This window comes from Pseudomonas sp. St316 (genome assembly GCF_018325905.1).
Classification (GTDB): domain Bacteria; phylum Pseudomonadota; class Gammaproteobacteria; order Pseudomonadales; family Pseudomonadaceae; genus Aquipseudomonas.
This window is the reverse complement of record NZ_AP021901.1, coordinates 2127155-2146714: the sequence shown is the minus strand read 5'-3', so window position 1 is coordinate 2146714 and position 19560 is coordinate 2127155. Positions and strand designations below refer to the sequence as shown.

General features: G+C 58.2%; 21 protein-coding genes, 1 tRNA gene and 1 pseudogene. 10 read left to right on the top strand and 13 right to left on the bottom strand.

Annotated elements, in window-relative coordinates; translation table 11 throughout:
* Positions 1-82: 82 nt before the first annotated feature.
* A complete protein-coding gene (locus KI237_RS09770) occupies positions 83-1252 on the bottom strand; it encodes a PDZ domain-containing protein (protein WP_212799638.1) in 1170 nt (389 codons plus the stop codon).
* Positions 1253-1793: 541 nt separating this feature from the next.
* Here KI237_RS09770 and KI237_RS09765 point away from each other — a divergent pair.
* Entirely contained in the window at positions 1794-2564 is a 771-nt protein-coding gene (locus tag KI237_RS09765) for a S1C family serine protease (RefSeq protein ID WP_212799637.1), read from the top strand.
* Positions 2565-2589: 25 nt separating this feature from the next.
* On the opposite strand, the gene KI237_RS09760 is transcribed toward KI237_RS09765, so the two are convergent.
* From KI237_RS09760 to KI237_RS09750, 3 genes are all read right to left on the bottom strand, one after another.
* Entirely contained in the window at positions 2590-3150 is a 561-nt protein-coding gene (locus tag KI237_RS09760; protein WP_212799636.1) for a GNAT family N-acetyltransferase, read from the bottom strand.
* Between the two features lie 101 nt (positions 3151-3251).
* Positions 3252-3890, bottom strand: a complete 639-nt coding sequence (locus KI237_RS09755) for a helix-turn-helix domain-containing protein (protein WP_212799635.1) — start codon at positions 3888-3890, stop codon at positions 3252-3254.
* Complete coding sequence (locus KI237_RS09750; protein WP_212799634.1) at positions 3887-4219, bottom strand: type II toxin-antitoxin system HigB family toxin; 333 nt, start codon at positions 4217-4219, stop codon at positions 3887-3889. The genes KI237_RS09755 and KI237_RS09750 overlap by 4 nt, the downstream gene beginning before the upstream one ends.
* Here KI237_RS09750 and KI237_RS09745 point away from each other — a divergent pair.
* The gene (locus tag KI237_RS09745) at positions 4218-4724 is read left to right on the top strand and encodes a DUF7079 family protein (RefSeq protein ID WP_249410716.1); all 507 of its coding nucleotides are present in this window, start codon (positions 4218-4220) and stop codon (positions 4722-4724) included. The two genes, KI237_RS09750 and KI237_RS09745, sit on opposite strands and share 2 nt — an antisense overlap.
* 43 nt (positions 4725-4767) lie before the next feature.
* Here the strand turns inward: KI237_RS09745 and KI237_RS09740 are convergent, their stop codons facing one another.
* From KI237_RS09740 to KI237_RS09725, 4 genes are all read right to left on the bottom strand, one after another.
* Positions 4768-5724, bottom strand: coding sequence for a 2-hydroxyacid dehydrogenase (locus KI237_RS09740; RefSeq protein ID WP_212799633.1), 957 nt, complete (start codon positions 5722-5724; stop codon positions 4768-4770).
* Between the two features lie 191 nt (positions 5725-5915).
* A complete protein-coding gene (locus KI237_RS09735) occupies positions 5916-6674 on the bottom strand; it encodes an SDR family oxidoreductase (protein ID WP_212799632.1) in 759 nt (252 codons plus the stop codon).
* Positions 6675-6695: 21 nt separating this feature from the next.
* Positions 6696-7394 carry a fumarylacetoacetate hydrolase family protein gene (locus KI237_RS09730; protein WP_212799631.1) on the bottom strand — a complete coding sequence of 233 codons (699 nt, stop codon included), beginning with the start codon at positions 7392-7394 and terminating at the stop codon, positions 6696-6698.
* Positions 7395-7495: 101 nt separating this feature from the next.
* A complete protein-coding gene (locus KI237_RS09725) occupies positions 7496-8845 on the bottom strand; it encodes an MFS transporter (RefSeq protein ID WP_212799630.1) in 1350 nt (449 codons plus the stop codon).
* Between the two features lie 561 nt (positions 8846-9406).
* Between KI237_RS09725 and KI237_RS09720 the strand changes: the two genes are divergently transcribed.
* Positions 9407-10342 (top strand): helix-turn-helix transcriptional regulator, encoded by a 936-nt coding sequence (locus KI237_RS09720; protein ID WP_212799629.1) that lies wholly within the window; start codon positions 9407-9409, stop codon positions 10340-10342.
* Between the two features lie 75 nt (positions 10343-10417).
* On the top strand, positions 10418-10900 hold the full coding sequence (locus KI237_RS09715; protein WP_212799628.1) for a GNAT family N-acetyltransferase: 483 nt from the start codon (positions 10418-10420) through the stop codon (positions 10898-10900).
* A 16-nt stretch (positions 10901-10916) separates the two neighbouring features.
* On the opposite strand, the gene KI237_RS09710 is transcribed toward KI237_RS09715, so the two are convergent.
* Positions 10917-11144, bottom strand: a complete 228-nt coding sequence (locus KI237_RS09710; protein WP_003204158.1) for an integrase — start codon at positions 11142-11144, stop codon at positions 10917-10919.
* Positions 11145-11354: 210 nt separating this feature from the next.
* Here KI237_RS09710 and KI237_RS09705 point away from each other — a divergent pair, with 210 nt between their 5' ends.
* The gene (locus KI237_RS09705; RefSeq protein WP_212799627.1) at positions 11355-12170 is read left to right on the top strand and encodes a DUF1206 domain-containing protein; all 816 of its coding nucleotides are present in this window, start codon (positions 11355-11357) and stop codon (positions 12168-12170) included.
* A gap of 7 nt (positions 12171-12177) precedes the next feature.
* On the opposite strand, the gene KI237_RS09700 is transcribed toward KI237_RS09705, so the two are convergent.
* Both KI237_RS09700 and KI237_RS09695 read right to left on the bottom strand, forming a co-directional pair.
* A complete protein-coding gene (locus tag KI237_RS09700; protein WP_212799626.1) occupies positions 12178-12573 on the bottom strand; it encodes a nuclear transport factor 2 family protein in 396 nt (131 codons plus the stop codon).
* Between the two features lie 192 nt (positions 12574-12765).
* A pseudogene (locus tag KI237_RS09695) lies at positions 12766-13967 on the bottom strand (MFS transporter).
* Positions 13968-14367: 400 nt separating this feature from the next.
* On the opposite strand from KI237_RS09695, the gene KI237_RS09690 reads away from it, so the two are divergent.
* Both KI237_RS09690 and KI237_RS09685 read left to right on the top strand, forming a co-directional pair.
* Positions 14368-14661, top strand: coding sequence for a type II toxin-antitoxin system TacA family antitoxin (locus KI237_RS09690; RefSeq protein WP_212799625.1), 294 nt, complete (start codon positions 14368-14370; stop codon positions 14659-14661).
* A complete protein-coding gene (locus tag KI237_RS09685) occupies positions 14619-15140 on the top strand; it encodes a hypothetical protein (protein WP_212799624.1) in 522 nt (173 codons plus the stop codon). Before KI237_RS09690 ends, KI237_RS09685 begins: the two co-directional genes overlap by 43 nt.
* A 219-nt stretch (positions 15141-15359) precedes the next feature.
* On the opposite strand, the gene KI237_RS09680 is transcribed toward KI237_RS09685, so the two are convergent.
* Positions 15360-15449: transfer RNA gene (locus tag KI237_RS09680), tRNA-Ser, on the bottom strand.
* Positions 15450-15757: 308 nt separating this feature from the next.
* Between KI237_RS09680 and KI237_RS09675 the strand changes: the two genes are divergently transcribed.
* From KI237_RS09675 to KI237_RS09665, 3 genes are all read left to right on the top strand, one after another.
* Positions 15758-16447: a crotonase/enoyl-CoA hydratase family protein gene (locus tag KI237_RS09675; protein WP_212799623.1), complete on the top strand. Its 690-nt coding sequence runs from the start codon at positions 15758-15760 to the stop codon at positions 16445-16447.
* Positions 16448-16782: 335 nt separating this feature from the next.
* The gene (locus KI237_RS09670; protein ID WP_212799622.1) at positions 16783-17505 is read left to right on the top strand and encodes a 1-acylglycerol-3-phosphate O-acyltransferase; all 723 of its coding nucleotides are present in this window, start codon (positions 16783-16785) and stop codon (positions 17503-17505) included.
* A 136-nt stretch (positions 17506-17641) separates the two neighbouring features.
* Entirely contained in the window at positions 17642-18613 is a 972-nt protein-coding gene (locus KI237_RS09665; protein WP_212799621.1) for a magnesium and cobalt transport protein CorA, read from the top strand.
* Between the two features lie 124 nt (positions 18614-18737).
* Here the strand turns inward: KI237_RS09665 and KI237_RS09660 are convergent, their stop codons facing one another.
* Positions 18738-19472: an amidotransferase gene (locus KI237_RS09660; RefSeq protein ID WP_212799620.1), complete on the bottom strand. Its 735-nt coding sequence runs from the start codon at positions 19470-19472 to the stop codon at positions 18738-18740.
* Positions 19473-19560: the final 88 nt, after the last annotated feature.

Sequence of the window (19560 nt, the reverse complement as noted above, 5' to 3'; positions counted from 1 at the left end):
ATGATTGCCCCAGAGCCTTGGCATCACGAGGCACTCCAGCGCTTCAAACCGCTCGATCATAACCGCAGAGAACGATTACAGCTCAAGGCCAATCAACCAGCACCGCTTTCGGATCCCCCAAGCGCATCTGGGCCAGTTCAGCATCCGCCTTGGCTTGTGTCGCGTGACAGAACTCGAAAGCGTTCTGTGTCTTGCCGGTCGGTCCCTTGGCCTCAGCCATGCATACAACAGCGCCGGGCGCACAAACGTCGCTGTTAAGTTTGAAATCCCCCCAAACGCCGGGCTGTTGCAGCTTCACCTTGGCGATGTAGTTCTTGAGCGAAGGTTGCATGTCGCTCGCAGCTCCAGCGATCAATTTGACCGGGCTGACGGCAGCGCCGTAAGTGTGTTGGGTGGACAGCACTGCCGTGCAATACATTGCACCTGCCGGGACCGCAGACGCAGCCGTTACACCGTTCGCCATCGCCGTTGGGGTCACAGATACTTGAGTCCCGCCGGGCCCCACCAGAACGGGAACGATGCTAAACGCGTTGCCTCGCCATACTTTCAGATTCACCCGCGAGCCGATTGAAGCTTTTGCGACGGCTACCCTGAAATCGATTGAGTCGGCGATAGGCCGATCGTCAACGGCCACGATCACGTCCTGAGGCACTATCCCGGCCTGTTGAGCACCGCTACCCGGAACGGCCGCCAACACAACAACACCGGCAGGGGGTTGTGACAAAGCCATCGCCCGCTTTGGATCGATGGTGTCGATACTGGCACCGATCCGACCGCGAGGTAGATTGGCTGGCTGGCAACCTTTCTCAAGCCATACCTGGCTGGCCGCTTCCTTTCGAGCGGTGCCAACCTGCTTCATGACCGGCTCAGCGCTCGCCTGGTACATCGGCACTTCGCTGAGGGACATTTCGATGTACTCACAGGATTTGGAGCGATACCGGTCAGGCGTTTCCCGAGTCACCAGCTTTTGCAGGTCAATGGGAGGAAGGCCTTGGGGCGCGGCAACGGTGGAGGTCGCGGGAGAGACGCTGGCAGAGTCCGCACTTGCGACCGAGGAAACCACATAGGCGCCGGCCGCCAAGCCTACGGCACTGGTCATAACGCTGGTGTCGACGCCACCCGGCATGGGAAGAAGCATCGCACCGACTACCGCCGCCTCACCGAGACCGCCGTCAGAGGCACAGCCGGACAGGGCTGCGAGTGACAGGGCAACGGCGAGCCTGGTACTTGATTTGAAGGCGGGAGCAGACATTTCGCTTCTCAGTGATTGATTCGAATGGATCGTGCCGCATCATGGCAAAGTGCTTTTAAGTTGTATATCAAGTGCACGTTTGCCCGGATGCCGCTCGTCTCAATCATCACGGCAACGAAGTGCTTGGTTTGAGGTTGGACAGGATGATGGCCAAATAGTACCTTGCCTGGACCTGCCTGCACGCCAAGACCTCAGAGAAGCCCATGTCGACAAAGTGCCTTGCCGCAATGCTGCTCTCCCCTCTTCTGGCGTCTTGCGTCAACCCCATGTACAGCGCCGCCGAGCGAGCCGAAACAGCGCAATACCTGAGCAAGGTCAGAGACCCGGCGACCTACTACGCCATGGATTGTGAGACTTTCCTGGCAACCAAACGGGGTGGGAGCAATATCCCAGCATGGCGGCCGACCCCGTCAACCTGGTAATCCAACAGGTCGCCACACAACGCGACTGTTCAGCCGGCAGCGTTCCTGCGCCCAGTGCGCCCCCGGTGCCTGTGCCATCAGCGGTGATGCCCGTATCCGTGCCCAATCAGACAGGGGTCTTGGGCCTGCACATCACCAGCGTTACACCAACGGTGGCCCGGCAATTCGGATTAGCCGCGGTCAGCGGCGTATTGGTCCTGGGGCCGGTGCCAGGGAGTGGCGCTGAAAAAGCAGGCATGTTGGCCGGCGATATCGTTTTGCAAATTGCCGGGACCTCGGTCAATAGCCCGGCCGAGCTGACCGCTGTCGCCAGCCGCATCCGACCTGGATTCACGGCGCCGTTGAAGGTGTGGCGTTACCGGGCACCCATCGACGTGCTGGTGGAAATAGGTGACTCATCGGGCTTGGCCCCCTCTGCAGCGCCTGCGCCTCAGCCTCCGGCAGTCGCCGCGACGACGCTTCCCGTGGCCGCTCCCGTCACTCCCCCAGCGAGCAATAATGCAGCAAACATTTCGTTCTGTTTTGCCCTGTTCGAGGCCAGGCAAGTCCAAGGGCTGAGCGACTATCCATCAAGGGGTCTTATCACCCCCGTCTGGCAAGGTCCGGCACTGAGCGGCACACCGGCTCGTCTTGCCATGCCAGAGTTCCAGGCATTCACTCGGGCCCAAGGCTACGACGTGAAAATGCAACCGATGTTCTGCCAACCCATCGGCGCCAGCGAGCAGTGCCAGACGCTGGGCTCGGAGAGTTTCATGCTGACCGAGCGCAGCTTTACCGCGGTGGTCAATTGCGCTGAAACCTTGCAGGGCGTTGAAACAACGCGCGGTCTACTGCTCAAACAGTGGCCCTATCTACAAGCCACCGCGTGGCGTCCCTCGGCGGGTCAATAACGACCTCGATGGGTTGCTATGGGCTTCAGGTGCTTGATAAGGCTTTGGCTTTAAGCCACGCCTCACGCGTCATCTCCCAAACCTCCTTGAGCAATGTCCCGCAGACAAAGTCTCCCTGCTGCGTCCCGATCAGGCGCATGCCTTCATGCTCCGATACCCTGCGCGAAGCAAGGTTGCCCACCGCCTTGGGGACTTGCATGACGGGACGTTCCAGGGTTTCAAACCAATAGGCGTTGATCGCTTCACAAGCCTCGCGCATGTAACCCTGCCGCTGCCATTGCGGCGCCAACCAGAACCCTCGGTGGTTGCCGGGCTGATCGTAGAGGCTGATGCTGCCGATGCTCTGTGCCGGATCTTCGGCAATACGGATCATCCAATGCCACTCGCGTCCGGCTGCAATCGCGCGAAGCGCATGGTCGCGCACGTACGTCAGAGCGCCGTCATCCGGGTAAGGCCAGGGCACGCGACTGTCCAGGAAACGGACCACTTCCCAGTGTGGGAATAACCGTTGAATCGCCGGCGCGTCCGTCAGTTCAAGGGGGGTTAGGATGAGGCGGCGGGTGTGGAACGTGGGGATGGGGCCCATTGATGAAACTCCTTTTTCAATCCTTAAGACGTCCAGGGAAATGTCCCTATCAGGAATTATTCGTCGGCCTGCAACGCGGTCGTGCTGCTCTGGCTATTGCCCTATCCTTGGTCCGGCCCTTTGACTGGCTTTCTGCGGCCCTTCGAAGTCACCGTTTTGTATTCACCGGCGCCGGCCTCTTTCACTGAATGTGTAGCCATAGAGTCGCTGCGAAAACGCTCATAGGTTGAGGTTTTCCTGAGGGGAAGACGAACAGTTTCGATATGAGCCGCCTCTGCCGGGCTGGTGGTCAAGAAAGCACTCGGCTCCATCGCAAACCGCTGAGCCAGCGCATACGCCATCTTGTGACTGATAGGCCGATCACCACTGAGTACCTTGGACACCGCCGTTTTATCACCGATTTCAGGGAGCTCTGAACCGGTCAGTCCGAGCGTCTCCATCAGGTCCTTGATCAATTGCACAGGCGTGCAGGTCGCCTCAAAAGCGGCAGTCGACTCGCGGAACTGATCGGAGTCGCGCTGGTAGGCCAGGATTTCATCCTCGAGCTCAACGAGAATTCTCTCCTCGGTCTTGCTCAGCTGGCGCCCATCGGTGAGTACATCAAGCAAGTCCGTCGCACGCTCATAGTCGGCAGAGGTCTTGATGCCATGCACAAACTCACCGCGCAGGCGATCCAGTACGGCGTGTAGCTCGCCAAGCGCTGCGATCACGGTTTGAAAGTCGTTCCGGGCTACGCTCATCGTCTTACCCCTTTGTTTCTTGCATACCAGACATTGGCAACGTCGTAATCGGCATGCGTGTAGATGTGTTTGACGTAGAACTTCTGCCGGGCGTAGTTGACTCCGCCTATCACCCTGAGATTATTGCCACCTACGTCGATCACCACCCAATCCATTGCGGCTCTGGGCTTGAACAAGTCCACACCGTGCCTACCGAAAAGTTTTTGCAGATCCGCGAACCCCTTGGGGCGAGCCATCCTCAAAATGCGCAGGCACCGATCAAGCCCGGCCTTGTCGTTCGGGTACAAAATCGCAGCGTCGTCAAAACGTGAGGGCGTGAGTATATCCATGGGCGTCCTTGTCTTTGAGCCGATGGTACTCTGGTTGTGTTTTTTCACAACCTCGGTTTACTGGCAGCAGCCAGACTTGTACGGTGGCAAGCAGGCGATTGGCCGGCAGCATTGGGCCAAATGGGTTATCACCTACATATCCCGAGACAAAAACATGAACCCTGTCGACGCGAACCGCCTGAAAACCTGGCAAGCCCTTTCCTCGCTCTTCCTGGATACCGAGATCGACGAATTGACCTACGAATACATCGCTCGTGTCGTCCTTGAAACCGGTTACTCACCCAGTGAAATGCACAGCATCCTGTGGAATGAAGTATTCCCGGTGCTTGAAGCGAATCTCAGGTCAGTTGCGGGTGAATGGGCAGGATGGACGGATGAGTGGCTGCTGGAGCACCTCATTGCAAGCGATGGGCTTGAGCCCAGGAAAGGCCGCGGCAGCGTTGCCGGGGAGATCACCAGGTGTTGGAGCCAGGTCGTGACGCGGCTCCCACCCGGATACGACTGACGCATTGCATCGCCACTTCAAGCTGCCCTGAAGTGACCAACCTTCAACCCGTCACACACCCCTGCGGCACCCTCCCCGCGAAACTATCCACCAAACTCGCCACCACCATCTCCCCCATCCGCGTGCGGGTCTGCAACGTCGCACTCGCGCGGTGAGGTTGCAGCACCACCTGCTCATTGCCGAACAATGCCTCAGGCACATGTGGCTCATCGACAAACACATCCAGCGCCGCACCGGCGATTTCCCCGGCAGTCAGCGCCGCCACCAGGTCGGTCTCATCGACCAGTTTGCCGCGGGCCACGTTGATCAGGAACCCGCCCTGGCCCAAGGCGCGCAGCACCTCGGCGTCGATGATGGCTTCAGCCTTGTCGGCGGCGGCCGCGAGGATCAGGGCGTCGCTGTCGCGGGCCAGTTGCTTGAGGTCGGCGACGAAGGTGTGGTTCACGTCGCCCATGGGTCGCAGGTCGGTGTAGCTGATCGGGCAACCGAACGCGGCGGCGCGGGTGGCCACGGCGCGACCGACCCGGCCCATGCCGACAATGCCAATGCGCATGCCGGACACCTGCCGGGCCAAGGGCAGCGGGGCCAATGGCGTCGGGCTCTGGGGCCATTGGCCGGAGCGTACGTAACGGTCACCGGTGCACAGCCCGCGACACACGGCAATCAAGAGGCCGATCGCCAGGTCGGCGACATCTTCGGTGAGCGCGCCGATAGTGGCCGTCACGCGGATTCCGCGATCCCTGGCGTAGGCCAAGTCCACCGCATCGGTGCCCACGCCGTTGACCGCCACCACTTCCAGCTTGGGCAGTTGTGCCATGAGCGCCTGGCTGATGCCGGTATGCCCTCCGGTGATCACGCCGCGAATATTGGCACCGTGCTCTTGCAGATAAGCTTGTTTGTCGGCCTGTTCGAAATAGCGCCGTATCGTGAACAGCTCGCTGAGCCGGGCATTGATTTCAGGGATCAGAATCGGGCTGAGTTGCAAGACTTCTGGCTTCATGTAGACCTCGTATCGAAATAGGAAAAAACTGATTCAAGCGCAATCAAGGCGTGCTCGAATCAGTGTGGCGAGGGAGCTTGCTCCCGCTGGGCTGCGCAGCGGCCCCAGTCTTTTCATGAGCGCTTCGCACTCAAGCGGGAGCAAGCTCCCTCGCCACGGATGCATGTCCCCAAAATGAACAGCACGCAGGCTCAACCGCGACCGGCAAACGGCATGGCCGTGGCCATGACAGTCATGTTCAAGACGTTGGCCGACAACGGCAAACCGGCGATGTAGCGCACCGCATCGGCGACATGCTTGACGTCCACCATCGGCTCCACCGCAATGCTGCCGTTGGCCTGGCGTACGCCTTTGGTCATGCGTACGGACATTTCGGTGAGGGCATTGCCGATGTCGATCTGGCTGCTGGCGATGTTGTATTCACGCCCGTCCAAGGCCAAGGATTTGGTCAACCCCAGCACCGCGTGTTTACTGGCGGTGTAGGCGCTGCTGAACGGTCGCGGGGTGTGGGCCGAGATCGAACCATTGTTGATGATGCGTCCGCCCTGGGGCTGTTGCCGGCGCATCAGGCCGAAGGCACCGCGGGCGCAGAGGAAGACACCGTTGAGGTTGGTGTCGATCACGTTTCGCCACTGCTCGAACGTCAGTTCATCCAGTGGCACGGCGGGCGCGTTGACCCCGGCGTTGTTGAACACCACATCGAGGCGTCCGTACACCTCGGCGATGGTTGCAAACAACCCGTCGACACTGGTCGGGTCGCGCACATCGGTGGGCACCGCCAAGGCTTCGTGGCCCTGGCTGGCTGCCAATTCGACCAATGCTTGCAAGGGCTCTGGACGGCGGCCGGCCAACACCAATGTGTAGCCGTCTTCCATAAGGCCCAGGGCCACCGCACGGCCAATCCCGCTGCCGGCGCCAGTTACCAAAGCCACTTTCAATATGTAGGACATGTGGGTTCTCCTTTCTCGAATTCACTCAGACAAACGCGGACCGACGCGCATTTCCAGTTGGCCGATGCCATCGATGCCAGCCGTGATCACATCACCCGGCTGCAACACATCAACACCTGCAGGACTGCCGGTCATGATCAGATCGCCGGCCCGTAGCGCCACCGTTTGCGAGATACGCGCGATCACTTCACTGACCGACCAGATCTGGCTGTCGAGGCTGTCGCGCTGGCGCTCCTGGCCGTTCACGTTCAACCACAACTCGCCATCGGGGTGCCCCACCCGGGAGACCGGCACGATGGCGGTCATTGGCGCGGCGCCGTCGAACACCTTGGCGCCCTCCCACGGCAGACCGTTGCGCTTGGCCATGCGCTGGACATCACGCCGGGTCAAATCCAAACCCGCCGCGTAGCCCCACACATAAGCCAACGCCTGGCCCTCGGGGATGTTGGCGCCGCCCTCACCGATGGCTACGACCAATTCGATTTCGTGGGCAAACTCCTCGGTCACCGATGGAAATGCCACCTCACCCACCGCTTCCACCACGCAACTGGCAGGCTTCATGAAAAACACCGGTGGCACTCGGGATTCACCCTGGGTATCAGGCCAGGGATAGTTGCGACCAACGCAAAAGACCCGGCCGACGGGAAAACGCTGCGGGGTACCGACAACCGGCAAGGTCACTGGCAGGTCCGGGGTAAAGACATACTCGGGCATGTTCATCCTGATAAAAGTCCTGTTGGAAGGGTCAGCGTACGGCGGCAATCCCTGGCGAAGTTGGAGGAATGCCGCCTCGTGTTGGAGAAAAACGGTTTTTTCCGGGCTCAGCGTGCCTTCAGTTCAATGCGATACAAACGGCCGAGCAGCAACGAATAGGACAAGGTGCCGATCAACGCCACGCCGCCGATGAACCAGAAGGCCAAGGCGAATGAGCCAGTCTTGTGGACGATGGCGCCAATCACGATGGGGGTGACAATCCCGCCGATGTTGGCCGCCAAGCTGGTGATCCCGCCGGTCAGTCCGATCAGTTCCTTGGGCGCCACTTCCGATACCGCCGCCCACGAGGACGACGCAATGCCCTGGGCGAAGAAGGCAACCGTCAGCACGGCGATGCAGATCACGTTCGAGTCGGTGAAATTCACCAAGACGATGGACATGCCCAGCATCGAGCCGACCACCAGCGGCAACTTGCGGGCAAACGACAGCGAATAGCCGCGACGGATCAACAGGTCGGAGACGATCCCGGCAAGCAGGATGCCCACCGTCGCGCCCACGAACGGCAGGACAGCGAAGATCCCGGCCTTGATCATGGTCAACTGACGTTCTTCGATCAGGTACGTGGGGAACCAAGTGAGGAAGAAGTACAGCGCCGACGTGCTGGCGAACTTGCCGATGCAAATCGCCCAGATCTGCCGATAGCTGAACAGCTCGGCGATCTGGCGCCAGTTGAACCGGGTGCGCTCTTGACTGCTCTTGACCAGCCCGCCCCCGGCTTCGATGTACTTGAGTTCTTCCTTGCTGACCTTCTTGCAGTTCATCGGGTCGCGATACAGGAACAGCCAGGCCACACCGAAGACGATGCCGAGTGCGCCGGTGCTATAGAACACATGGCGCCAATCGTAGGTGGTCGCCAGCCAAAGCAGCGCGCCGGTAAACAGCGCCGTGCCCAGGTACTGACCGCAGACGTAAATGCTGCTGGCCAGGCCCCGCTCACGCGCCGGGAACCACACCGTGACCGCCCGGCTGTTGGCCGGAAATGCCGGCGCCTCCATCGCGCCGACTGCCAGGCGCAGACCGAACAACGAAGCGAAGCCCGTGGCCAGGCCCTGGCACACGGTAACGGTCGACCAACTGATCAGCGACACCCCGTAGGTGAACCGGGAACCGAAGCGATCGGCGATAAAGCCGGCGGGCACCAGTGCAATCGCGTACGTCCAGGCAAACGCGGAAAAAATCAGGCCCATCTCGATCTTGTCCAGGCCCAGGTCCTTGGCGAGGAACGGCGCGGCAATCGAGATATTCACCCGGTCGATGTAATTGATGATCGTGGCGATCAGCAGCAACGACAGCATGAACCAACGCCGCCGCGACGGCAGACGCTCTGGCACTGCGGCGTCCCGGGCGCCGGCAACCACCGGTGCTGCAGCGGTCTGGGAGGTGTGGGAATTCGACATGAGTGGACCTCGTTATTGTTAGAAGCGTCGAAATGTTTACGAGCAGCCGAAATCAATGCCCTCGATGTCGGGGCAGAACAATCGCTACTGGAATGAGGGGTGCGAACAGCCGGTGTCAGGCGTCCGAAGAGGCCTTGCAACAGGATCTGTCGGGGGAGCAGTCAGGCGGGTCAGGGTGAATCAGGAAAAGCTTCATGATGTGCGCACCTTTTGATTGTTTTTGGAGGGAGGGTCGGGTTGCGTGGCCCAACAGTGGTCGTACAACCATCCAAAATCAACTGAGCTGTTAGATCATTTTTCCCGGCTAAAACCGCGTCAAAGGAACCTGTCCAAAAAAATCAGATCGATTATTTTTTTGAGATGACTTTTAGAACAAACTTAAATATCTGTTTTAAAAGAGAAAATAAAAAAACTAAAACTTATCGTTTTTGGACAAGCGCCTTCCTTTTTCGAGAGCCATAAAATTCACGCCAGCAGCCTTGTTATCGTATGACTTCTTGAAAATCATCCAGATACACCGTCACAATCGTCATCATCATGACCGCAAAGGATTCCCAGGAGATGTCATCACCGAGCCGAGTCCCCACCTACGTCATGCAGCAACGCAGCGAATTGACGGATTTCTACATTCGCGACAAAAAGGGCCGACGCGCCGAAACCAGCCCGCACCGCCACGAGTACTTCCAGATCCAGATCAACCTTGGCGGCGACACCGTGCAACACATTGGCAACGTCGAACGTCCGTTTCCGCGCAACACCCTGGCCTTCATCCTGCCCCACCGCGTGCACGTGATTCCGCACCCGGCCGAGAGCAATTTCATGGTGATCAATTTTTCCCAGACGTTCCTCCTGCCGCATCTGCAGTGCGACCCCATGGACCTGGAAGAGGTCTCGATCCTGCTGGCACCGGAACTGTCGCCGTTCCGTTTCCAGGAACATCTGGATTTCATTCTGGAGGATGAGGATTTCGCCAAGGTCTGCGCCTTGATCGAACAGATGCGTGGCCTGGACCAGAACCGTCAATTCGGCACTCGCGAGATGCTCAAGGGCCTGTTGTTGCAGCTGATCGGCAGCGTCTGCGCCTTGTACGCCGAGCCGCTCAAGCGCTTGGCCGAAGAGAACGCCGCCGAAGTCAGCCGACGCGATGCGCTGGGCCGGATGTCCGAGTACCTGCGCAAGAACATCGCCGACCCCGACCTCAACCTGATCAAGGTGGCCGCGGCGACGTACTTGTCACCAACGTACCTGACCCACTGGTTGCGCAAGGAAATCGGCAAGACCTTCACCGAACTGGTGCTTGAACGTCGGATGCATGCAGCGCGCAATTACCTGCTTAATGGCACACGGCCGGTGGGCGAAGTGGCGAGGTTGTGCGGGTTTGCCGACGAGGCATATTTCTCCCGGCGTTTTCGCCAGATACATGGCCAGCCGCCGGGGCAGTTCAGGCGCCAGCAGTTGAATCCGGACAGTCCGCAGTTGCCGTTGAACAATGGCTAGAGACATCCGACACCATGAGCCGGCATCGTCAGGTTATCTATACTGGCTTTCCGGATGAAAATCAGAGTGTGAACAATGGCCCTCTCCCCCCATCAAAACCCTCCAATCATTTTAGTCCCCGCTCAACAAAGCGACTCGGACGCTCTGGTGGATATTCGAATCGAGGCCATGCGCGAAAGTCTGGAGCGTGTGGGGCGATTTGATCCGGTGCGGGCACGCGAGCGGTTTCTGGGAGGTTTTGAACCTCGCTATACACGCCACATCGAGGTATCGGGAAAGAGGGTTGGGTTCGTTGTGGTCAAGCCTCTCAACAATGAGCTCTTGCTTGACCACTTGTATGTCAGGCCCTGCGTGCAGGGCTCAAGAATAGGCGCTGCTGTTCTCGATCATATTTTCAAGGAAGCGGATGCCGCCGCGCTCCCGGTCAGGGTTGGCGCACTTAAAGAAAGCGACTCGAATCGCTTTTACATCCGCCACGGTTTCCAATTCGTCGAAAGCAGTGAGTTCGACAATTATTATGTTCGGCAGAGCGCTTGCACGGCGGACCCGGCTCGCTAGCTGGCTATCGACGCAGTTACCGTAGAATCAACACCGCCGCCACCGCAATCACGGCCACCACGCCAAAGACCATCCGCGCGATCCAGGGCGCGGTGAGCCAGACGCCGGTCACCCCGGCAATCTGCCCCACGTTCTTCTCGGTCAGGCGGAAACTCGGCTCCCGGAAAGGATTGCCACAATGAGGACAGGCGTAGGCCTTGTCGGAAATTCGCGAAGCGCATTCAGGGCAATCGATCAGACTCATTGTGCGACCTCAGGATGAGTGGAATTTCGGCTCTTCAAAAGACTGCTTGTATGCAGTTTTTGTTCGGGATCAAGCTTAGCCTTTGATTAGCGCTATGCGAAAAAACGAACGGCGTCACAAAAAATCACAGCCGTGGGCACTCGAACACCAATCGAACCCCTCGCAATACCATGGGTCTGCTCCTGTATGACCTCTTCGGAATCTGCTCCCATGTCCCCACACCAAAGCCTCGTTTTACTGGCACGAGGCGGCTATGCCGCTCGGGGCGTTATCTATCTGATCATTGGTATCTTCGCTTTGCTGGCGGCTCAAGACTCGAGCAAATCGAAGGATAGCCACAGCAGCCTGGAGGCATTGTTAAGCCAGCCATTCGGCCATGCTTTAGTCGGCCTGGTGGTGATGGGTTTACTTGCTTTCGCCGGATGGCGCGTACTGCAAGCAACGCGCGATGTAGACCATCACGGTAAAGAGCTTAAAGGCTTGGTCATTCGGGCAGGTTTGCTGGCAGGCGGCTTGGTCAACGCCGCACTGGCGTTTTTTGCGTTGGGTTTGCTACTCAGCGGTCTTAAAAGCTCAGGCGATTCCGGAGGGGGGCAGACTCAGGATTTACTTGCGCGCCTATTATCCTGGGATCATTCGAATGTGTTGGTTTACGTCATCGCGCTGATACCGCTTGGCGTGGGCATCGCTCACCTCATCAAGGGCTGGAAAGCCTCGTTCGAGAAATACTTTGAAGCGGACGAAGACGTCATGCGGTATGTGCGCCCAGTGTCTCGGTTCGGCCTTATCGCCCGGGGCGTCGTTTTCATTGAAATCGCCCTGCTGCTGATCATCAGTGGCTCGACCTATAAAGCCATGGATCCACCCGGTATGAAAGACGCCCTCGATGTACTGCAAAACCTGCCGGCCGGCGGTGTGGTTTTAATGGTGATGGCGTTGGGGCTCATCGCGTTTTCGGTCTACAGCTTTTCCGAAGCGGCCTGGCGCAAGATCAACATGGATGTGCCCGGAATGTCGGACGCATAGCGCTTACTTAGGTGTTGTCGTAGGGTTTGCGATCCAGGGCCGTGGCTTTCCCACTCCATAGAACGACCACAACGTCGTCCTCGGCAATAATGCTTTGGACGGTAGGGGAAACCGCAGTCGCCAGCCGAGCCGTAATGGGCCGTACGGCCTGTTCCAATAAATCTTCCTTGCTGTTATACACACTCGATACGGGGCTTGATCCGGTCACGGTCCATACGGGATTGGGCGCCAGCAAATCGAACGCTGTGCCTTTGCCCTGCTGCCAGTTCGTGAACGCTTGGTGCACGCGATGCACATTGGCGTCTTGAGTCACCGTATCCAAAGCCCAGACCGGGCTCGCTGAAAGTGCCCAGTACAGAGCGACAGTCTGAAGGCGCGAAGCCAAACTCATCCGTGCGGTCATGATGGTTTCTCACAATAATGCAGTTGATAGGAAGCGTTTGGAGAGGAACCTTAGCGGCATGCACCTGGACGCTGTTGCTCGATACTGTTGCGCGTTTGCCTGATGCTGTCTGGTAATAAGTCGCTGGCGCGATTAGAGGGTACGAGTCACACGAAATGCCTACTTTCAATGAGGCACATTTGTGGATGTGCTTCATTCCGAGAGGGATACAGGTTTCCAGAATCGCCCGGCCAGCCAGCGACTAACACTCAAGGCCCAGGCAAACAGAGCGATCAATCCGACACTGAGCAGCATCCCGTTCACGCCCATGCTGCTGATAAGCTTGCCGGCGACAAAGGGAAACCCGAATACGCCAATGAAGTAGGACAGGCTGAAAGGCAGCAGTGCTTGTGCGGTCAGTCCAGGTGGCGCCTCGTTGGCAGCCAAGCCATTAATGACCGAATAGTTGAGACCATAACCGACCCCAAGCAAGGCAGCGGTCAACCCATAACTCAGACTGTCATGGACCCACACACCGAACCCCGTCACGGCGACCAACATCAGCGTGGTCAACAGGCAAGAAGTCGCGAAAGGGTCACGGCTGACCACCCACCCGGCAATCAGCAACCGACAAGCGATGGCCGCCCCCATGAAACCGACGAAAAACAGAGAGTAGTCAAGCCCCTGACTGGCTGCATAACTGGTCTGGAAACTGCCCAGGCCGCCGAAGATCGCGCCTCCCAGTCCCACCATCAAAATGGACAACGCTGAACGTGAGCGCAGCACATCCGTCGCCGATCTCAGCCCCATCCGAGCCTTATCGCCAGACCGGCGCTCCAACTCGGCGAAGCCCGTTCTCAACCACCAAAAATACAAACCACCCAGCAATGCCGCGACGCCAGCACAGAAAAAAGCCGTCTGTATCGGTAGCCCAACGGAGCTGGCCAATTTGCCAGCGAGAGGGCCGCTGCCGATCCCCGTCAACATGCTGCCCGACAAAAGCGCGAAGCAATGAGTCCGCCTGGCTGGCTCGACCATCGCTGCGACCATGATGGGCCCAACCGTGTAAAACAGTCCCCACCCGATCCCCAGCATCAAACCGCAGGCCAACAAACCAATACCCAGGCCCGATAGCAGCGCAAACCCCATGGATGCAATGACCAGGAACACAGCGCCAAGGGCCATGCACAGCGCAGCGCCTATACGCTGCATCAAATGCCCCGAGGCGACCACCGCGACCAGGGTACTGGTCATGGCAACGGCAAAGACTTGCCCTGCATCACGCTCAGTTCCCCCAAGGAGGACACCAGCAGCGAGACCAGGAAAGTGGCGCCATAAGAAATGGACAGAAGGAAGCTGGCGAAGCAAAACAGGCCGAATCGATTGGAGGGTCTGCCATTGGAGAGCGGTGACATCAGTGTTTTTCCACGGGTTGAACGGGCCTTTTTGTAGCATGGCTACATGTGGGCAAAGTCATGTTGGTGGAGGAGTCAAGGTTAGGAAATTCGCACCTTTAGCGCTGGCCGCGTATCACCTGATTCGTCGCTCACCCGAACGGATGGGATGAGATGAGTTTTGCGTCGGACTGGATGCGGCCAACCTTGCGGAGGCTTCGGGTGCCCGGAAACGCTGTGGGTACGAGGTCGCGGAGTGGGTTGGGTAAGGTTGCCAAGGATGCAAACAGTGTAGCCAAACGATATACGCGTATAGACAATAGCTATACGCTGATGTAGCGTTAACCGCGAAGCCGACTTAGATCGTTCCACGACTGATCACATTAAGCGAAGCACTGAGGCATTCCAAGGCGGAATCAACATGACCGTAACTATCGAAAAAATCGAAAAATCCAAGCCCGTTCCCATCAACATGAGGGCGGATGAAAAAAAGCGGAACCTGATCGATCTGGCCGCTGCCATGTCCGGTCGTGATCGGACCAGCTTTATCTTGGAAGCTGCTTGTCAGAGAGCAGAGGAAGTCATCCTTGATAAGCGGCTGTTCCTTCTCGACGACGCAGCATTTGACGCATTTGAGCAGGCCATGGAAGCCAATCCGATCCGAGGTAACAAATGCCTACTTCAACTTCTCGAAAGGCCCAAACCGTGGAGCTGAGGGCTCCAGAAAAGCTGAACGACGACCATATCCTGGACGAATTCGATTCAGGCACGGCATCGATCAACGATTATCTTCAAAAAACAGCACGTAAAGCACAAGCCGCCAAGCAAGCCGTTGTGTACGTTGTCTGTCGCAAGGACACAATGGTCGTCATGGGCTATTACACCCTATCGAGTGGATCGATCGCTCGGGAGAATGTCGTTCCGAAAAGCCGTCAGCGTAATTCCCCAATTGTGCACCCAGTGACCTTGTTGGGGCGCATGGGCATCACTGAGGCAGCACAGGGCCGGGGCTTCGCTATCGGTTTGCTTCAAGATGCGGTTGAACGAACAATTATCGCGTCTGAAACCATCGGCTCTACTGCAATGATTGTCCACCCACTCGACCAGCGTCTGTCGGATTTTTACGCCAAGCACGCAGGATTTATACCCTGCCCAGGGCTTTCACCTATTACGCTGATGTTGCCACTTCGATAGCCTTAGGATGGAAACGCCCCGTCCCGAGGACCGCAGCAGATCGACGCCGCAGCCTAGCAAGGTAAGCCTGACCTGCAGGACGTAGAGTTCAGACCAATTACATTAACCCCGAAGGCATCTGAATTCCCATCTTGGTCCCATATCACCCTTTTCCAGACACCAAAAACCACAAACCCCCGACTTTCTCTAGGAAAATCAGGGGTTTGTGTTTGCAAAATGTGGCGGTGAAGGAGAGATTCGAACTCTCGATACAGTTTCCTGTATACACACTTTCCAGGCGTGCTCCTTAAGCCACTCGGACACTTCACCGTATCTCGACAAACTGTTCAGTCTGTCGAGGCGCGCTAATGTAGTCGAAAGCTTTTCCGATGGCAAAGGTTTTTTTCAGAATTTTCATGCGGTTAAGCTTGGTTGGGCATTTCAAACGCACCCGGGCATGGCAAACCGGCCAATCTTCGGGGCTATGCGGGCGCTGCTCTATCGATGAAGGCGAAGCGGGATGGGCGGGTCAGGCTGTTTACAGGGCCTGGGGCTGACCGGTGAGTCAGTCACGGCGCTTTACCTGGCCTGCGGCGGTGGGTAACGTCTGCGTCACTTCTCTTACAAGGAATAGCGTCATGAGCGACTTGATTGCCTACCATCTCGAAGACGGTATCGCGACCCTGACCTTGAACAACGGTAAGGTCAATGCCATCTCGCCGGATGTGATTGCCGCGTTCAACGCTGCGCTGGACCAGGCGACGGCGGATCGGGCGGTGGTGATCATTACCGGGCAACCGGGGATTTTGTCAGGAGGTTACGATCTGAAGGTGATGACCGCCGGTCCCAAGGAAGCAGTGAGCCTTGTCACAGCTGGCTCGACCCTGGCCCGTCGCCTGTTGTCGCACCCCTTCCCTGTCGTTGTCGCTTGTCCAGGGCATGCGGTGGCCAAGGGTGCGTTCCTGCTGCTCTCGGCGGACTATCGCATTGGTGTGGAAGGGCCGTTCAGCATCGGCCTGAACGAAGTGCAGATCGGCATGACCATGCACCACGCCGGTATCGAACTTGCCCGTGATCGCCTGCGCAAGTCGGCGTTTCATCGCTCGGTGATCAATGCCGAGATGTTCAATCCACAGGGCGCGGTGGATGCCGGTTTCCTCGACAAGGTGGTGTCGGCCGAAGAACTGCAGGGCGCGGCCCTGGAAGCGGCGCGTCAGTTGAAGAAAATCAACATGTCCGCCCACAAGAACACCAAGCTGAAAGTGCGCAAGGCCCTGCTGGAAACGCTGGACAGTGCGATTCTGCTGGATCAGGAGCACTTGGGCTAAGGCTTGTAGGAGCTGTCGAGCGGAGCGAGGCTGCGATCTTTTGATCTTTCGCTCCAGACCCAATGGGTAATGGAAAGATCGCAGCCTCGCGCCGCTCGACAGCTCCTACGGCCCAGCCGGAGCAAGCTCCCTCGCCACAGATGCAGCCCTCCCCCGAGCTGGGCTTTTTCCTACGCGCGTCGTTTAAAAATCCACAACCGCTCTACGCCGCTTCTGTCGCGTTATTTCGCAACATGCGCTTAAACATCGTCCATATCCCACATCTATAGGGGCAATTGCCGAAAACAGTGCACATCCGTACACTGCGCCACCTTTTGTCCCGATGGGGCCTGTAGATGCTGTTCGTATTGCGTATGTTGTTGATGGGCCTGCATTTTGTATTGGCTGGCGTGCTCGGGGTGATTCTGGGCCTGTGCCGGCCGTTCAACCCGGACAATAGCCGTTTATGCGCACGGTTTTACGCACTGCCGGCGATGTGCATTTTGCGCCTGCGGGTACGGACGCAAGTCGACACGCTGGTGAATAAGCCCAACGGCTGCGTCATCATCGCCAACCACCAATCCAACTATGACCTGTTCATGTTCGGCAACGTGGTGCCGCGCCGTACCGTGTGCATCGGCAAGAAGAGCCTGAAATGGGTGCCGCTGTTCGGGCAATTGTTCTGGCTGGCGGGCAACGTGTTGATCGACCGCGGCAACGCGATCAAGGCACGAAAGTCGATGCTGACCACCACCCATACCTTGCAGCACGAGGAGACCTCGATCTGGGTTTTCCCGGAGGGCACGCGTAATCTGGGTGAGGACCTGCTGCCGTTCAAGAAAGGCGCCTTCCAGATGGCAATAGCCGCCGGGGTGCCGATTGTTCCGGTGTGCGTGAGCAGCTACATCAAGCACATGCGCCTCAATCGCTGGCGCAGCGGTGACATTCTCATACGTTCATTGCCGGCGATTCCTACGGCCGGATTGAGCATGGAGGATATGCCCCGGCTCATTGCCCAATGCCGTGAACAGATGCGCGAGTGCATCGCGACAATGGACCGCCAGCTACAAGCCGCTTGAATGGCAAACCCGCCCCTCGGCGGGTTTTCTTTTACCGCCGAACTCCGCAGATTTTGCTGACTCTCAAGCTACAGGGCGCGCTAAGCTGGACGTTGCCTTGCCACTGCCATTTTCCAATAAGAAGTGAACCACCACTATGGGTAGAGTCGTTGCTGCTGCGGTCTACAGCGCCGGTAAGAAAGTCACCAATATCACCCTCGACGAAGGCAGCGCCTGGGCTGCCAAACCTGGTCATTTTGTGTGGATCGGTCTCGAAGAGCCCAGCGCCCTGGAGCTGACCAACCTGCAGCGTCAATTCAACCTGCACGAATTGGCGATCGAAGACGCCATGGAGAAACACAGCCGCCCCAAGCTGGAGACCTTTGGCGATGCGCTGTTTATCGTCACGTATTCACCGATACGCAAGGACGGCAAGCTGCAGTTCATCGAAACCCATATCTTTGCTGGCAAGGGCTACATCATCACGGCTCGCAACGGCCACTCAGCGTCCTACGCCCACGTCCGGCAACGCTGTGAGGCGCGTCCGCTTTTGCTGAAACACGGGGAAGATTTCGTCCTCTACGCCATCCTTGATTTCGTGATTGAAAACTACCAACCCATGGGGGAAGCCATTCACACCGAAATCGATGAGCTGGAGCGCAACGTCCTGTGCAGCTCCCTGAACGAGCGGGATATCCAGAACCTGCACAGCTTGCGCCGCGACGTGTTGCGCCTGCGTCGCTATGCGGCACCGATGGTGGAGATCAGCGAAGAATTGCAGCGGCTCGACTTCCCCTTCATCGACAAGAACATGAGCCCGTATTTCCGCGATGTGCAGATTCATGTCACGCGGCAAATGGAAGACCTCGCGACCCTGGCCGACATCGCCAGCCAGACCATCGAAGTCGGCGTGCTGCTCGAAGCGTCGCGCCAGAGCGTGGTGCAGCGCAAGTTCGCGGCCTGGGCGGCGATCCTGGCGTTTCCCACGGCCGTGGCCGGGATCTATGGGATGAACTTCCAGGACATGCCGGAGTTGAGTTGGCAATACGGGTATTTCGCGGTGCTGGGGGTTATTGCGGTGGGATGCTCGTCGCTGTGGTTGAGCTTCAAGCGATCGGGGTGGTTGTAGACGGGCGTTCTTCGCTGGGGTTTGTGTGGTATTCATCGCGAGCAAGCTCGCTCCCACAGGGGCTCGTAAACCCCAATCCGAAATAACTGTGGGAGCAAGCTCGCTCCCACATGAGTGGTGATCTTCAGCCTTGGGTGGCTTCGGCCTGCGGCTTGTGAGCAACGAAACGCATCATCCACTCCGCCACCGTGGTGCCGTGGTGCTCGTGGGCAAGGCTCGCCACGCCCTGGCTATAGATCTGCTCGCCGAGGTGCTGCTGGCGAATCTCCAGCAAGGCCCGGGAATAATCATGGATGAATTCCGGGTGGCCCTGGAAGCACAGCACCTGGTCGTTGATGTGGTAGGCGGCAAACGGGCAGAAATCGCTGGAGGCGATGACGGTCGCGCTTTCGGGCAGTTCAGTGACCTGGTCCTGATGACTGATCAGCAAGGTCAGCTCTTCCATCACCGGGCTCATCCAAGGTGCCTTGGCGGCGAGTGTGTAGCGATGGGTGCCGACGCCCCAGCCTTGGGTGGCACGCTCGGTCTTACCACCCAGCAACAACGCCAACAGTTGGTGACCAAAGCACACACCGAGCAATTTATCGCCGCGCTGGTAACGCTCCAGCAGGTAGGTCTTGAGGGTTTGAATCCAAGGGTCGGTACCGAAGGAATCCGCCTTGCTGCCGGTCACCAGATAAGCGTCGAACTGCTCGTCATCGCTGGGGTAATGCCCCTCCATCACGTTGTAAACGACGAATTCGGCCGCGATGGGCTGCTGCGAAAACAGGCGCTGGAACATCTGCCCGTAACCCTGATATTGGTCGACCAGTTCCGGACGCAGGATATCGGTTTCCAGAATGCAGATGCGTAGCGACATAAAAAATACCTGACACGATGATGGGAATACTGCACACACCAGAGCCTGCCCTGAAACACGGTCCCAAGGCAAGCCCCTTCCCGGGTCT